Raw genomic sequence first — 15,221 nt, forward strand, 5'->3', positions numbered from 1 at the left:
CTTCGCCCGGTGGCGACGCCAAGGCCATTTTCCGCATTTCGACAGCAAGGATATTCCATGACGCGTTCTGTCCCTTCGGTCTCGGTCCGCTATGCGGGAAACGGCGCCTCGACCCGGCCCAATGAACTGGGCATGCGCCCCATGCAGGAAAGGGCCTATGAGAAGCGGGGCGAGCAATACCTGCTGATCAAGTCGCCCCCTGCCAGCGGCAAAAGCCGTGCGCTGATGTTCATCGCGCTGGACAAGCTGATCAACCAAGGCCTGCGCAAGGCGATCATCGTGGTCCCGGAGAAGTCGATCGGGTCCAGTTTCACGGATGAGCCGTTGTCGAAGTTCGGCTTCTGGGCCGACTGGACGGTGGTGCCCCGGTGGAACCTGTGCAACGCCCCCGGCGAGGATGGCGGCAAGGTCGGTTCGGTCCGGTCCTTCCTGGACAGCGACGACCGGGTGCTGGTCTGCACCCACGCGACTTTCCGCTTTGCCGTCGATCGCTTCGGGGTCGAGGCGTTCGACGACTGCCTGATCGCGGTGGATGAATTCCACCATGTCTCGGCCAACCCCGACAACAAGCTGGGCGCGCATCTGGCCGCCTTCATCGCCCGCGACAAGGCGCATATCGTCGCCATGACCGGATCCTATTTCCGGGGCGATGCCGAGGCGGTGCTGATGCCCGAGGACGAGGCTAGGTTCGAGACCGTCACCTATACCTATTACGAGCAGTTGAACGGCTATCGGTATCTGAAGAAGCTGGATATCGGCTATTATTTCTACAGCGGCTCCTATGCGGACGACATCGTGAAGGTGCTGGACCCGGCCGAAAAGACGATCGTCCACATCCCCTTAGTCAATTCGCGCGAAAGCACCAAGGACAAGATCAAGGAGGTCGAGCATATCATCGAGACGCTGGGCGAATGGCAAGGCACCGATCCCGCGACCGAGTTCCAATTGGTGAAAGCCCCTGACGGGCGCGTGCTGCGCATCGCCGATCTGGTCGATGATGATGCCGCGAAGCGCGACAGGGTATCGGCCGCGCTGAAGGATCCCGCTCAGAAGATGAACCGGGATCACGTGGACATCATCATCGCGCTTGGCATGGCGAAGGAAGGGTTCGACTGGATCTGGTGCGAACACGCGCTGACGGTCGGCTATCGGTCCAGCCTGACCGAGATCGTGCAGATCATCGGCCGCGCCACCCGCGACGCCAAGGGAAAGACCCGCGCGCGCTTCACCAACCTGATCGCGGAACCGGACGCCTCGGAGGAGTCCATGCGCGAGGCCGTGAACGATACGCTGAAGGCCATCGCCGCCAGCCTGCTGATGGAACAGGTGCTGACGCCCCGCTTCAATTTCACGCCAAAGGCCACGGCGGCAGGGCCGGTCGAGGGCTTCGACTATGGCGAGGGCGGCTATGATCCGAACAAATGCAACATCGGTTTCAACGAGGCCCAGGGGCAGTTCCAGATCGAGATCAAGGGGCTTGCGCCGCCCAAAAGCAGGGAAGCCAACCGGATCGTCAGTCAGGAGCTGAACGAGGTCATCACCGCCTTTGTCCAGGACAGGACCGCCATCGAGCGTGGCATGTTCGACGAGGAGCTTGTGCCCGAGGAATTGACACAGGTTCGCCTGGGCAAGATCATCCGGGACAAATACCCGACCCTTGATGCCGAGGGTCACGAGGCTGTCCGGCAACACGCCATCGCGGCGCTGAACCTCACGCAGCAGGCCAAGGCGGCGATCGCCGAAGGGGGCGGCGAGGGGGGTGGCAGCACGGCCTTTGTCGATGGGGTGCGCCGGTTCGCGATGAGCGTGACGGACCTGGACATCGACCTTATCGACCGGATCAACCCCTTTGCCGAAGCCTATGCCATCCTGTCGAAGACCATGGATGAAACCAGCCTCAAGCAGGTTGCCGCGGTGATCAATGCCCGCAAGGTGCAGTTGACGCCGGAAGAAGCACGCGATCTGGCAAGACGGGCTCTGAAATTCAAGCAGGACCGTGGGCGCCTGCCGGATATCACCGCCCCTGATCCATGGGAAAGGCGCATGGCGGAAGGAGTGGCATTTCTTGCCCGGATGAAGCAAGAGCAGAGAAATGGCTAGGACATTCACCGACGAAGATGACGCGTTGCTGGCCCAACTTGGCGTCGAGGTCGAAACCAAGCGGCCGGGTGGCCGCACCGCGCGCGAGGAGCGCATCCTCGCCGGCTTCGAGGAGGTGCAGCGCTTTGTCGACGAAAAGGGGCACATGCCCCGCCACAGCGAGGATGGTGACATCTTCGAAAGGCTCTATGCCGTTCGGCTTGATCGGCTGAGAGACCAGGCGGAATGCCGTGAACTGTGCCTTCCGCTCGATCGGCAAGGTTTGCTGGCGGGTCCGGCGCCGGGCCCGGCGGCCCAGGACGAGGATCTGGACGACGATGCCCTCCTCGCCGAACTTGGCGTCGGGTCCGACGTGTCGGCAATCACCCAGTTGCGCCATGTTCGATCCAGTGCCGAACGCAAGGCTGCGGAAGATGTCGCCAATCGGGAAGCCTGTGCCGATTCCGCAACCTTCAAGCCTTTGTTTGCACAGGTGCAGCGCGACCTGGACAGCGGGGTGCGCGAAACGCGTCCGTTCGAACTGAAGGCCGAGATCGAGAAGGGGCGCTTCTTCATCGTTGGCGGGCAGAAAGCCTATGTGGCAGAGAAAGGTGAGGTGACCTTGACGGACCAGGGCCGCACCGATGCCCGGCTGCGGGTGATTTTCGACAACGGCACCGAAAGCAACATGCTGATGCGATCGCTCCAGCGCGCGTTGAACAAGGATGAGGCTGGACGCAGGATTACCGATCCGGTTGCAGGGCCTTTGTTTTCCGAACAGGTCGAGAAGGACGATCAGGCAAGCGGCACGATCTATGTCCTGCGCAGCAAGTCCGATCATCCCATGGTCGCGGCGAACCGGGAGTTGGTTCACAAGATCGGCGTGACAAGCAACGATGTGAATCGACGCATCAGGGGCGCGCGGCTGCAGACGACCTACCTCATGGCTGACGTCGAACTTCTGGCGACCTACAAACTCTACAACATCTCACGATCGAAGTTGGAAGCGCTGATCCATCGCATCTTCGGATCGGTGCGCTTAGACATCCAGATTCAAGACCGCTTTGGGCGCCCCGTCATTCCAGAGGAATGGTTCATGGTGCCCTTCTTCATCATCGACGAAGCGGTGGAAAAAATCAAAGACGGGACGATCACGAACTACGTTTATGATCCGCAAGCGGCCCGACTGGTCGAGCGGCTTTAGGAATCCGATAATCTGGCCGAGGATTCCTCTCTTTACCTCTCGCATGGCATGGTGGCCACAAGTCCACTTGTCACGCAGTGCACCCCCTGTCATTCTCTTCCTCTGACGTATGAACCTCGTCAGCCGCGGTCATCATGTCCGCAGCCGCTATCGTGCCGAAGAATGTGACTGAGGCCGTGCTCCGCTTTGTCCACATCGCCGAACCGTTAGGGGCGTTCCCGACAATCCAAATCCTGCCCCCGCAACCAAACTTTATGCCCTATCAAATGCTTGCACCGCCCTCTAGGGCGGCTTTTGCGTTTGTACCACCTGTGGAAGCACTGTGGAAGCAAGAGGGAACGAAGTCTTTCGTAATCAAGCGTATCGCGTGTGACACTGAAAAGATCTCCACTCAAACAAGCACCTGCACCACTTCAGATACGAATAGACGCGATCCGGCTTCTTCGGCGGTGGGCAAGCCGGGCGATCTGGCCCTGGTCCTTTGGCCGACAGCCGTTCGGCCAGGGTAGCGCCCGGCAGCCGATTGATCTTTGCTAAGCCCGTCCGCCCTGCCGGAACATGGCCGGGCTGCCGTTGTTCGTTTCCCTCACGGCAGGAAGGATCGCTCATGGTGCGGGTCAGGTTTTCCATCGACGGGCGCGGCCCCTTCGAGGGGATGATGCGGTTCGGCACCCCCGGCGAGCGCGGGATCGAGTTCATCGCCATCCCCGCCCGGGCCGAGGATTTCGCGGGCGCAAGGACCATCCGCGTCATGCCCGAGGACGCGGATCCCTTCGAGGCGCCCGTCATCCGCATCACCACCGATGGCGGCCAATACGACGACGCGGTGGGCACCATGACCGGCTATGTGGTCTTTCAGGCCTGACGGGTTGCCCCTGACAGTTGGTCCCCAAGCGCGGCCTGCCGGACCAGGGCGCCGGGATGCGAGACGACCTGCAGGCTCAGCCTGTGGGCGGCGCGGATCGCGGTTTCGGGATCGGCCCCCTGCAAGGCTGCGGCCAGATAGCCCGCGTTGAAGCTGTCGCCCGCGGCGGTGCTGTCCACGGTGGTGACGCGGGCCAGGTCGGCGACCAGCCCGGCACCTTGGGCGCCGCTGTAACGGACCGGCCCGCCGCCGTTCTTCACCACCACCTGCCCCGCGCCGAGGCGAAGATAGCGGGCCGCCGTGGCCTCGGGGTCGGTGTCTCCGAAATGGGTCGCTTCGTCGTCGAAACTGGGCAGGACCAGGTCGGCGCCGCCCGCCGCGCGTTCGATCCAGTGGCGCATGTCCTCGGGGGATTGCCACAGCCGGGGGCGCAGGTTCGGGTCGAAGACGACCTGGCAGCCTGCAGCTCGCGCCTTTGTGGCCGCATCAAGCAGGGCGGCGCGGCCGGCATCGGGCAGGATCGCCAGCGTGATGCCCGAGAAGTAGGCGATCCGGCAACCTTGCAATGCCTGGGCAAGGCGCTGCGGATCGTCGGCCAGGCCGCGCGCGGCGGACTGGCCGCGCCAATAGGAAAAGCTGCGCTCGCCATCCTTCAACGAGATCGCGTAAAGCCCGATCTCGCGCTGCGGATCGGGGGTCACATGCTCGGCCTCGATCCCCTCGGCTTCCAGGAAACGCAGCATCTTCCGGGAAAATTCGCCGGTGCCCACCCGGCTGAAATAACCCACGCGCCAATCGGGGCCCAGGCAGCGGCGCAGATACCAGGCGGTGTTCAGCGTGTCGCCCGCGATGCCCAGCGACCACAGATCGCCCCCCGCCTGGGACAGTTCAACCATCGCCTCGCCGATGGACAGGATGAGGGGCGTGGTCATGGTCGGGCTCCTTGCAGCGCGGGTTGGATGGCGGGGTGGGACAGCGCGGTTTCGACCCCGCGCAATTCGGCCAGGCCCTTCAGGCGGCCGATGGCCGGATAGCCGGGCTGGCCGCCCCGGCCGATGTCGTCCAGGATGTCCTGGCCGTGGTCGGGGCGCATGGGAATGGTCCAGTCCTCGCGGCCCGCGGCGCGGCGGCGGTTTTCCTCGCGCAGGATGGCGGCGATCAGGGCCACCATGTCGGTCTGGCCCGCCAGATGCTCGTCCTCGAAGAAGGATCCGGCGATGGCGTCGGTGTCGCGGCGGACATTGCGCAGGTGCAGGAAATGCACCCGGTCGCCCAGGCGGTCCATCATGCCGGGCAGGTCGTTGTCGGGCCGCGCGCCCAGCGATCCCGAACACAGCGTGATGCCGTTGGCGGGCAGGTCCACGGCGGCCATGCGTTCGGCATAGTCGGCCTCGGTGGACATGATGCGGGGCAGGCCCAGCAGCGGGAAGGGCGGGTCGTCGGGATGGCAGCAAAGCCGCATCCCCAGATCCTGCGCGACCGGGGCCACCTGTTCCAGGAAGTCGTGGAAATGCCGCCGCAGCACGGCATCGGTCACGGGGGCATAGCTGGCCAGCAGCGCCCGCACGTCGGGCAGGGTGAAATGTTCCGCAGCGCCCGGCAGGCCGAAGACGACATTGCCGGCCAGGGCCTGGCGCGTGGCATCGTCCATGGCGGCAAAGCGGCGGGCGGCGTCTTCGCGGACGGCTTCGGGGAAATCATCGGCCGCGCCCGGGCGTTGCAGGATATGGATGTCGAAGGCCGCGAAGTCGGTATAGTCGAACCGCATGCAGCGCGCGCCGGTGGGCCGCCGCCAGGCGAGATCCGTGCGCGTCCAGTCCAGCACCGGCATGAAGTTGTAGCAGATCACCCGGATCCCCGCCGCGTGCAGGTTGCGCATGGACTGGATCCAGGCCGCGACATGACCCTTCCAGTCGCCGGTCTGGGTCTTGATCGACTCGCTGACGGGCAGGCTTTCGACCACCTCCCAGGCCAGGCCCGAGGGCGCGCCGTCGGTCATCACTGCCAGCTCGTCCTGGCGCTTGCGGATCTCCTCGGGCGTCCAGACGGCGCCGGTGGGCAGGTGGTGCAGGGCCGTCACCACGCCCTGCACCCCCGCCTGCAGCATGTCGTCGGTCGAGACCCGGTCACGCGGGCCGAACCACCGCCAGGTGTGTCGCATTCATTCCCCTCCGAATGGCATAAGTCTGTGGGTGCCGGGTTTATTGGCCCAGCATCTCGGGCTGGTCGGCGCGCAGGCGGTCCAGCGTTTCGTTGATGCGCGACAGGTGCAGGCCGATGGCCGCCACGGCCTTGTCCTCGTCGCGTTCCCGCAGCGCGGACAGGATCACCCCATGCTCCTCCATCGCGTTGCGGGCGTTGTAGGACAAGGACAGCCAGCGCGCCCGGTCCATGTGGCCCTTGTTGTCCTTGACCAGCGTCCAGACGAATTCAAGGCCCGAATGGGCGCAGATGTCGTGGTGGAACTGGTCGTCCAGCGCATGGAAGCCACCGCGGTCGTCGGCCTCGATGGCGGCCTGCTGCCGGGCGATCAGACTGGCCAGCGCGTCGTGATGGGCCGGGGTCAGCTTGTGGACCGCCTCGCGGATGCAGGCGATCTCCAGCGCCAGGCGGATGAAGAAGGCCTGGCGGATCGCCTCCTCGGAAATCGGGGTGACGACGGTGGCGCGCTGCGGGCGGATCTGGATGAAGCCCAGTTGCGACAGCCGGTAAAAGGCGTCGCGCACCGGCTGGCGGGACACGCCCATCTGGGCCGCGACCTCGGCCTCGGACAGTTTCGCGCCGGGGGGCAGGCTGAGGTTGATCACCCGTTCATACAGCGCGTCATAGATCTGGTCGGTCACGGTGCGCGGGCGCGTCTCGTCCAGCAAAGGCAGGGCTGCTGCGGCTTCTGTCGGCATGTCGGACCCACCACGTTGACGCGTTTGCCAGACTAGCATATTAGATGACTAGAAGGCCCGCAAGGCGATTCGGGAGGAGACTTGCAGATGCCGCTTCTGGACGAGGATCGTCTGTTTCCGGTCGAGCCAGCCCTGCGCGGCCTGGCCCGCGACCTGTATGACGGGATCCGCGACCTGCCCATCGTCAGCCCGCACGGCCACACCGACCCCCGCTGGTTCGCCGAAAACCAGCCCTTCCCCGATCCCGCGCAGCTGTTCGTGACGCCGGACCATTACGTCTTCCGGATGCTGGTGTCGCAGGGCGTGGCGCTGACCGACCTGGGCGTGCCGCGCGTCGATGGCGGGCCGACCGAAACGGATGGGCGCAGGATCTGGCGGCTGTTCGCCCGCCATTACCACCTGTTCGCGGGCACGCCGTCGCGGCTGTGGCTGGACCACAGTTTCCAGCACGTCTTCGGCATCGACCGCCGCCTGTCGGCGGACACGGCGGACTGGTATTACGACCACATCGCCGACTGCCTGGCCCGCCCCGAGTTCCGCCCCCGCGCGCTGTTCGACCGCTTCAACATCGAGGTGATCGCCACCACCGAGGCCGCGACCGACGACCTGCACTGGCACCGGATGATCCGCGAATCGGGTTGGGGCGGCCGCGTGGTCACCGCCTATCGCCCCGATGGCGTGGTGGACCCGGACATGGCGGGCTTTGCCGACAACGTGGCGCTGATGGGCCAGCAGACCGGCTTTGACACCGCCACTTGGGACGGCTATCTGGACGCGCACCGGGCGCGGCGGGCGTTCTTTATCGACCACGGCGCGACCTCCTCCGACCACGGCCACCCCACCGCGCGGACCGAGGATCTGCCCCAGGCAGAGGCCGCCGCGCTGTTCCAGAAGGCCCTGCGCGGCGCCTGCTCGTCCCAGGAAGCCGACGCCTTCCGCGGCCAGATGCTGACCGAGATGGCGCGGATGAGCCTGGAGGACGGGCTTGTCCTGCAGATCCATCCCGGCGCGCGGCGCAACCATTCCGACCCGGTGATGGCCGTCCATGGCCGCGACAAGGGCTTCGACATTCCCGGCCGCACCGATTATGTGGCCGCCCTGCGCCCCTTGCTGAACGCGGTCGGGATGCGCCCCGACCTGACGGTGATCCTGTTCACCCTGGACGAGACCAGCTATTCGCGCGAGCTGGCGCCCCTGGCCGGGGCCTGGCCCTGCCTGCGCCTGGGGCCGCCCTGGTGGTTCCACGACAGCCCGGAAGGCATGATGCGCTTTCGCCAGATGGCGACGGAAACGGCGGGTTTCTACAATACCGTGGGCTTCAACGACGACACCCGCGCCTTCTGCTCGATCCCCGCGCGCCACGATGTCGCGCGCCGCGTGGATTGCGCCTTTCTCGCAACCCTTGTCGCGACCGGACGCCTGCACCGCGACGAAGCGCCCGGGCTTGCGCACCAACTGACCTATGGCCTCGCCAAGAAGGCCTACAAGCTTTGAGCTTCACCAACGGGAGGAAACCATGAAGTTCGTCACCACCACCCTTGCCGCCCTGCTGTGTTCGGCCAGCCTTGCCGCGGCCGCCGATTGCGAGATCACGCTGCGGTCGTCCGACACCCATCCCGACGGCTATCCGACGGTCGAGGGCGTCAAGGCCATGGCCGCCGAGGTCAAGGAAAAGACCGAAGGCCGCATCTGCATCGAGGTCTTCCCGTCGTCCCAGCTGGGCGAGGAAAAGGATACGATCGAGCAGACCCAGTTCGGCGTCATCGACATGGTGCGGGCAAGCTTCGGGTCGTTCAACGACATCGTGCCGGTCACGCAGACCCTGTCGCTGCCCTATCTGTTCACCTCGCCCGAACACCAGCACGCGGTCATGGACGGCCCCATCGGCGAGGAGATCGCCCAGGCCTTCGCCGAAAAGGATCTGATCGCGCTGGCCTATTACGACGGCGGCTCGCGCAACTTCTACAACTCGCAAAAGCCGATCAGGACGGTGGAAGACCTGAAGGGCATGAAGTTCCGCGTCATGCAGAACGATGTCTTCGTGGACATGATGTCCGCGCTTGGCGCGAACGCCACGCCCATGCCCTATGGGGAGGTGTATTCCTCGATCCAGACGGGCGTGATCGACGGGGCGGAAAACAACTTTCCGTCCTATGACAGCTCGGGCCATGCCGAGGTCGCGAAATACTTCACCCAGGACCAGCACCTGATGGTCCCGGAACTGGTCGCCGTGTCGAAAACCTCGTGGGAAAAGCTGAGCCCCGAGGATCAGGAGATCATGCGCACGGCCGCCAGGAACTCGGCCACGCTGCAGCGCAAGCTGTGGGCCGAACAGGAAAAGGCCAGCGAGGAAAAGGTCGTGGCGGCGGGCGCCGAGGTCATCAAGGACGTGGACAAGACCGCCTTCATCGAGGCGATGGCCCCCGTCTATGAAAAATACGTGACCACGCCCGAGGCGCAGGATCTGGTCAAGCGCATCCAGGAAACCAAGTGACGCATCGGCTCGCGGTCGCCCTGGCCGCGAGCCTTTCCTTTCACGCAACCGAAAGGTGACGCCATGCACGGCAGCATCGCCCTGTTGTCACGTCTCAATGCCCGGCTTTCCCGGATCAGCCTGTGGGTGGCGGGCGCGGGGCTGGTGGCGATGACGATCATCGTCTTCGCGCAGGTCTTCTTCCGCTATGTCCTGAACGACAGCCTGCTTTGGGTGGAACCCGTGGCGATCCTGCTGATGAGCTGGTTCATCTTCCTGGGGTCCGCCGTGGGCGTCCATGAAAGCTTCCACATGGGTTTCGACGTGCTGCTGTTCTTCCTGCCCGACAGCGCCGGGACATGGCTGAGGGCGCTGTCCGACCTGGCGGTGCTGGGTTTCAGCATCGGCATGGCGGTCTATGGCTGGCAGTTGATGGCCAAGACCTGGGAATCGTCCTTGCCGGTGATCGGGCTGCCGGGGGGCTTCGGCTACATGCCGCTGTTCGCGGGGGGCGTGTTGATGACGCTGTTCGTGCTGGAACACCTGCTGAACCGCCTGTCGGGCCGCACGGTCGAGGCCGAGCCCGACGCCGAAGACATCCTGATGACCGAGGCCTGACATGGAATACCTGATCCTCTTCGGCGTCTTCACCGCCCTGATGCTGATCGGCACGCCGATCGCCTTCTGCCTGGGCATCTCCAGCCTGGCGACCGTCGGATACCTGGGCCTGCCGCCGCTGGTGGTGTTCCAGCGGCTGTCGGCGGGGATTTCCGTCTTCACGCTGATGGCCATTCCCTTCTTCATCTTCGCGGGCGACCTGATGGTCAGGGGCGGCATCGCGGCGCGCATCGTGGCCTTCGCAGGCTCGCTGATCGGCCATGTCCGGGGCGGGCTGGGGCAGGTCAACATCGCCGCATCGACCCTGTTCGGCGGCATCTCGGGATCGGCCGTGGCCGAGGCCGCGGCCGTCGGCGGCATCATGATCCCGCAGATGAAGGAACGCGGCTACGGCGCGGACTATGCCGTCAACGTGACCTCGATGGCCGCGCTGATCGCGCTGCTGCTGCCGCCCAGCCACAACATGATCATCTATTCGATCTCGGGCGGGGGGCGGATTTCGATCGCCGACCTGTTCACGGCAGGCATCATTCCGGGCCTGCTGCTGGCCGCCGCCCTGTCGGTCACCGCCTATATCGTCGCCCGCCAGCGCGGCTATCCGACCGAGGCCTTCCCCGGCTTCGCCCGCGTCGGATACTTCCTGCTGCAATCCATCCCCGGCATGCTGCTGATCGCGATCATCTTCGGCGGCGTGCGCTCGGGCGTCTTCACCGCCACCGAAAGCTCCTGCATTGCGGTGCTTTATGCGCTGCTGGTGACGATGGTCGTCTATCGCAGCATGTCCTGGTCGGACTTCGTCCATGCCACCCAGCAGGCGGTGCGCACGACCGCGATGGTGCTGCTGATCATCGGCATGGCCGGGGCCTTCGGCTGGCTGATGGCCTATCTGCATGTGGCGCAGATCTCGCTCAACTGGATGCAGTCGGTCTCGAACAACCCCTTCGTGATTCTTCTGATGATCAACATCGTGCTGCTGATCCTGGGCACCTTCATGGACATGTCGCCCCTGATCATCATCACCACGCCGATCTTCCTGCCCGTCGTGTCGGCCTTCGGCGTCGATCCGGTGCATTTCGGCGTCATCATGATCCTGAACCTGGGGATCGGGCTGAACACGCCGCCGCTTGGCCCCGTCCAGTTCGTTGCCGCCGCCGTGGCCCGGATCTCCATCTGGGAAGCGATGCGCAGCGTCTGGCCCTTCTATGCGGCGGGCCTGATCGTGCTGCTGCTGGTGACCTATGTCCCGGCCCTGTCCCTCTGGCTGCCGAGCGTCTTCAAATGAGCGATCCCGTCCGCACCGTTCTGGCCCATTCCCCCGAATTGATGGTCGTCCGCTTCGCCTTCCGGGCGGGCGACCAGGGGGCGCTGCACAGCCACCCCCATGTGCAATCGACCTATGTGCAGTCGGGCCGCTACCGCTTCACCGTAGACGGCCGAGAGTTTCAGGTCGGGCCGGGCGATGCCTTCGTGATCCCCTCGAACGCAGTCCACGGCTGCACCTGCCTGGAAGGGGGCGTGCTGATCGACAGCTTCACCCCCCGCCGCGACGATTTCCTGTGAAAGGCCGAAAGACCATGACCACCCATGTCGAAACCCGCCACGCGATCCATCCCGATCATGCCAAGCGCATGGACACGGCGGAACTGCGCCAGCATTTCCTGACCGAGGGCCTGTTCGCCGACGCCGAAATCCGGCTGGTTTATACCCATTACGACCGCTTCGTGCTGGGTGGCGCGGTGCCGAACGGGTCGGACATCACCCTGGACAAGATCGCCGAGACCAAGACCGCGACCTTCCTGGAACGCCGCGAGATGGGCATCGTCAACATCGGCGACACCGGCAGCGTCACGGCGGCGGGCCAGACATGGGAGATGAAGAAGGGCGACGTGCTTTACCTGGGCATGGGATCCGGTGCGGTGACCTTCAGCGGCAACGGGCGGTTCTACATCACCTCCTGCCCCGCGCATCGGGAACTGCCCTGCCGCCTGGTCACGGTCGAGGACGCGAAGGAGATGAAGACCGGCGCGGTGGAAACGTCGAACAAGCGCACCATCCGCCAGTTCATCCACCCGCTGGTCATGGAAAGCTGCCAGCTTGTGCTGGGCTATACCACGCTGGAGGACGGGTCGGTCTGGAACACCATCCCCTCGCACGTCCATGACCGGCGGATGGAGGCCTATCTGTATCACGGCATGGCGCCCGAGGCGCGCGTGCTGCACCTGATGGGCGAGCCGCAGGAAACGCGTCACCTGTTCGTCGCCAACGAGCAGGCGGTGATCTCGCCGTCCTGGTCGATCCATTCGGGCGCGGGCATCGGCGGCTATACCTTCATCTGGGCCATGGCGGGCGACAACGTGGACTATACCGACATGGACTTCGTCCAGCCGGGGGATCTGCGGTGAACCCGTTCTCGCTGGACGGCCAGGTGGCGCTTGTCACCGGAGCAAACACGGGCATCGGCCAGGCCATTGCGGTCGCCATGGCGCAGGCCGGGGCCGAGGTGATCGCGAGCGGACGCCGCGATTGCGACGAGACGCTGGCGCTGATGGGGCGCGGTCGCGGGCTGCGCCTGGATTTCAGCGATCCGATGGCGGCGCGCGACGTGTTCGCGTCCGAACGCATCGACATCCTGGTCAACAACGCGGGCATCATCCGCCGCGCCGATGCAGTGGATTTTTCGGAGGCCGACTGGGACGAGGTGATGGACGTGAACCTCAAGGCGCTGTTCTTCACCTGCCAGGCCTTCGCCAAGGCGGCCTTGCCGCGCGGGCGGGGCAAGATCGTCAACATCGCGTCCCTGCTGTCCTTCCAGGGCGGCATCCGGGTGCCGTCCTATACGGCGTCCAAGCATGGCGTTGCGGGCCTGACCAAACTGATGGCGAACGAATGGGCAGCGGCGGGGCTGAACGTCAACGCCATCGCGCCGGGCTATATCAAGACCAACAACACCGCGGCCCTGCGCGCCGATCCCGACCGATCCCGCGCGATCCTGGACCGCATCCCCGCAGGCCGCTGGGGCCGCCCCGAGGATATCGGCCAGACCGCCGTGTTCCTGTCCGCGCCTGCGTCCGACTATTTCAACGGCGCGGTGCTGAACGTCGATGGGGGCTGGCTTGCCCGATAGGCTTTTCCGCGAACCGACCACGCAGGCGGGCATCGTCCACCTGGGCCTTGGCGCCTTCTTCCGGGCGCATGGCGCGGTCTATGTGGCCGAGGCGGGCGGCTGGGGCATCACCGGCGTGTCCTTGCAATCGCCGGGCACGCGCGACAGTCTGAAACCGCAAGGCTGGGCCTATACGGCGGTGGAACTGGGACCAAAGGGCGAGAAGCCGCAGGTTGTCACGGTGCTGCGCGACGTGCTGGTCGCGCCCGAGGACCCCCAGGCGGTGCTGGACGTGATGGCCGCGCCGGATACGCATATCGTCAGCCTGACGGTGACGGAAAAGGGCTATTGCCACGAACCCTCCACGGGGCGGCTGAACCGCGACCATCCCGATATTGTCCATGACCTGGCGAACCCCTTGCCGAAATCCGCGCCGGGCTTCCTGGTCCGCGCCCTGGCCGCCCGCCGCGCGGCGGGGCTGCCGCCCTTCACGGTGCTGTGCTGCGACAACCTGCCGGAAAACGGGCGGGTGGTGCGCGGCGTGGCGGGGGAACTCGCCCGCCTGATCGACCCGGCCCTGGCCGACTGGATCGAGGCGCATGGCGCCTTCCCCGCGACCATGGTGGACCGCATCGTCCCCGCCACCACGCCCGCCGACCTGGACCGGCTGGAGGCGGCCGCAGGGTACCGCGACGAGGCCCCGGTCATGCACGAACCCTTCCGCCAATGGGTGATCGAGGACGCCTTCTGCGGCCCCCGCCCGGCCTTCGAGGCCGTCGGCGTGCAGATGGTCGCCGACGTGACACCCTATGAGCACATGAAGCTGCGGATGCTGAACGGCACGCATTCCAGCCTTGCCTATCTGGGCTATCTGGCGGGCCATCAGACCATCGCCGACGCCATGGCCGATCCCGTCTTCGCCGGTTTCGTGCGCAGCCTGTGGCGGGACGAGATCATCCCGGCCCTGACCCCTCCACCCGGTGAGGATCTGGCGGCCTATGCCAGCGCCCTGGCCGCGCGCTATGCCAACCCGGCGATCCGGCACCGGACCTGGCAGATCGCCATGGACGGCAGCCAGAAGCTGCCGCAGCGGATCCTGGGCACGATTGCCGAAAGCCGCGCGGCAGGGCGCGCGGTTCCGGGGCTGACGCTCGCCGTGGCGGCCTGGATGCGCTATGTTTCGGGCCGCGACGAACAGGGCCAGCCGATCGAGGTGAAGGATCCGCTCGCCCCGCAGCTTGCCGCCCTGTGGCGCGACGATCCGGCGCAGACGGTCGCGGGCTTCCTGCACCTGGCGCAGGTCTTTCCCCCCGCCCTGCGCGACGATGCGGGCTTTGCCGCCGACCTGACCGCCGCCTTGTCGGCCCTGGTCCGCGACGGCGCCCGGGCCTGCGTCGGAAATGCCGCCCATGCCTGAGCCCCTGGTCCTGAACCCCGCCGACACCGTGGCGATCCTGACCGAAAAGGGGATCGCCCCGGCGGGGCACAAGATTGCGCGCACCGACATCGCCCCCGGCACGGCGGTGGTGAAATACGGCCAGACCATCGGCTATGCGACCGAAAGCATCGCGGCGGGCGCCCAGGCTCTGGGGCAGGCCGCGCGTTTTCACGGGTTGACCATCCAGGGCAATGGCGGCACCCGCGCCACCGTCCGCGCCATGCTGCCGCAGGTGGGCGACATCCGCCGCGCCCCCGCGCCCGCATCCGCGCTGAAGATCGGGTTGCAATGCGGCGGATCGGACGGGTTTTCGGGCATCACCGCGAACCCTGCGCTTGGGGTCGCCTGCGACCTGAACTGCGGCGACATCCTGTCGCGGGGCGTACCCCTGGAAACCAAGGCGCGAGAGATCGTGGACCTGATCCTTGCCACCGCCTCGGGGCGGGCCACCCGGTCCGAGGATCTGGGACTGGGGGACCATGAATTCGTGCCTTGGCGGATCGGCGCCGTGGTCTGACGCTGCGGCTTTTCCCGGGGACCC

15 protein-coding genes are annotated in these 15,221 nt (G+C 65.8%); 12 read left to right on the top strand and 3 right to left on the bottom strand.

What is annotated here, in order from left to right; genetic code table 11:
- Positions 1-57: 57 nt before the first annotated feature.
- The 3 genes from JX613_RS04520 to JX613_RS04530 all read left to right on the top strand — a co-directional run bounded on the left by JX613_RS04520 (position 58) and on the right by JX613_RS04530 (position 4,148).
- Complete coding sequence (locus JX613_RS04520) at positions 58-2,100, top strand: DEAD/DEAH box helicase (RefSeq protein ID WP_207100264.1); 2,043 nt, start codon at positions 58-60, stop codon at positions 2,098-2,100.
- Positions 2,093-3,283, top strand: a complete 1,191-nt coding sequence (locus JX613_RS04525) for a GIY-YIG nuclease family protein (protein WP_207100265.1) — start codon at positions 2,093-2,095, stop codon at positions 3,281-3,283. Before JX613_RS04520 ends, JX613_RS04525 begins: the two co-directional genes overlap by 8 nt.
- A 607-nt stretch (positions 3,284-3,890) precedes the next feature.
- A complete protein-coding gene (locus JX613_RS04530; protein ID WP_207100266.1) occupies positions 3,891-4,148 on the top strand; it encodes a hypothetical protein in 258 nt (85 codons plus the stop codon).
- On the opposite strand, the gene JX613_RS04535 is transcribed toward JX613_RS04530, so the two are convergent.
- Genes JX613_RS04535 through JX613_RS04545 form a run of 3 tightly spaced genes read right to left on the bottom strand, consistent with a single transcriptional unit; the run spans position 4,139 to position 7,048 of the window.
- A complete protein-coding gene (locus tag JX613_RS04535) occupies positions 4,139-5,080 on the bottom strand; it encodes a sugar kinase (protein ID WP_207100267.1) in 942 nt (313 codons plus the stop codon). The two genes, JX613_RS04530 and JX613_RS04535, sit on opposite strands and share 10 nt — an antisense overlap.
- Positions 5,077-6,309 (bottom strand): mannonate dehydratase, encoded by a 1,233-nt coding sequence (gene uxuA, locus JX613_RS04540; RefSeq protein WP_207100268.1) that lies wholly within the window; start codon positions 6,307-6,309, stop codon positions 5,077-5,079. The genes JX613_RS04535 and uxuA overlap by 4 nt, the downstream gene beginning before the upstream one ends.
- 40 nt (positions 6,310-6,349) lie before the next feature.
- A complete protein-coding gene (locus JX613_RS04545) occupies positions 6,350-7,048 on the bottom strand; it encodes a GntR family transcriptional regulator (RefSeq protein WP_207100269.1) in 699 nt (232 codons plus the stop codon).
- Between the two features lie 87 nt (positions 7,049-7,135).
- Here JX613_RS04545 and uxaC point away from each other — a divergent pair, with 87 nt between their 5' ends.
- From uxaC to JX613_RS20245, 9 genes are all read left to right on the top strand, one after another.
- The gene (gene uxaC, locus JX613_RS04550) at positions 7,136-8,542 is read left to right on the top strand and encodes a glucuronate isomerase (protein WP_207100270.1); all 1,407 of its coding nucleotides are present in this window, start codon (positions 7,136-7,138) and stop codon (positions 8,540-8,542) included.
- A 22-nt stretch (positions 8,543-8,564) separates the two neighbouring features.
- Positions 8,565-9,542, top strand: a complete 978-nt coding sequence (locus JX613_RS04555) for a TRAP transporter substrate-binding protein (protein ID WP_207100271.1) — start codon at positions 8,565-8,567, stop codon at positions 9,540-9,542.
- 63 nt (positions 9,543-9,605) lie between these two features.
- The gene (locus JX613_RS04560) at positions 9,606-10,139 is read left to right on the top strand and encodes a TRAP transporter small permease (protein ID WP_207100272.1); all 534 of its coding nucleotides are present in this window, start codon (positions 9,606-9,608) and stop codon (positions 10,137-10,139) included.
- Position 10,140: 1 nt separating this feature from the next.
- On the top strand, positions 10,141-11,421 hold the full coding sequence (locus tag JX613_RS04565; protein WP_207100273.1) for a TRAP transporter large permease: 1,281 nt from the start codon (positions 10,141-10,143) through the stop codon (positions 11,419-11,421).
- Positions 11,418-11,699, top strand: a complete 282-nt coding sequence (locus JX613_RS04570) for a cupin domain-containing protein (protein ID WP_207100274.1) — start codon at positions 11,418-11,420, stop codon at positions 11,697-11,699. The genes JX613_RS04565 and JX613_RS04570 overlap by 4 nt, the downstream gene beginning before the upstream one ends.
- 14 nt (positions 11,700-11,713) lie before the next feature.
- Complete coding sequence (gene kduI / locus JX613_RS04575; RefSeq protein WP_207100275.1) at positions 11,714-12,541, top strand: 5-dehydro-4-deoxy-D-glucuronate isomerase; 828 nt, start codon at positions 11,714-11,716, stop codon at positions 12,539-12,541.
- The gene (gene kduD / locus JX613_RS04580) at positions 12,538-13,263 is read left to right on the top strand and encodes a 2-dehydro-3-deoxy-D-gluconate 5-dehydrogenase KduD (protein WP_207100276.1); all 726 of its coding nucleotides are present in this window, start codon (positions 12,538-12,540) and stop codon (positions 13,261-13,263) included. The genes kduI and kduD overlap by 4 nt, the downstream gene beginning before the upstream one ends.
- Positions 13,241-14,659 carry a mannitol dehydrogenase family protein gene (locus tag JX613_RS04585; protein ID WP_207100277.1) on the top strand — a complete coding sequence of 473 codons (1,419 nt, stop codon included), beginning with the start codon at positions 13,241-13,243 and terminating at the stop codon, positions 14,657-14,659. The genes kduD and JX613_RS04585 overlap by 23 nt, the downstream gene beginning before the upstream one ends.
- Positions 14,652-15,197, top strand: a complete 546-nt coding sequence (locus JX613_RS20245) for a hypothetical protein (RefSeq protein ID WP_336512266.1) — start codon at positions 14,652-14,654, stop codon at positions 15,195-15,197. Before JX613_RS04585 ends, JX613_RS20245 begins: the two co-directional genes overlap by 8 nt.
- The last annotated feature ends 24 nt before the right edge of the window (positions 15,198-15,221 follow it).

Source organism: Paracoccus shandongensis (assembly GCF_017315735.1).
GTDB classification, from domain to species: domain Bacteria; phylum Pseudomonadota; class Alphaproteobacteria; order Rhodobacterales; family Rhodobacteraceae; genus Paracoccus; species Paracoccus shandongensis.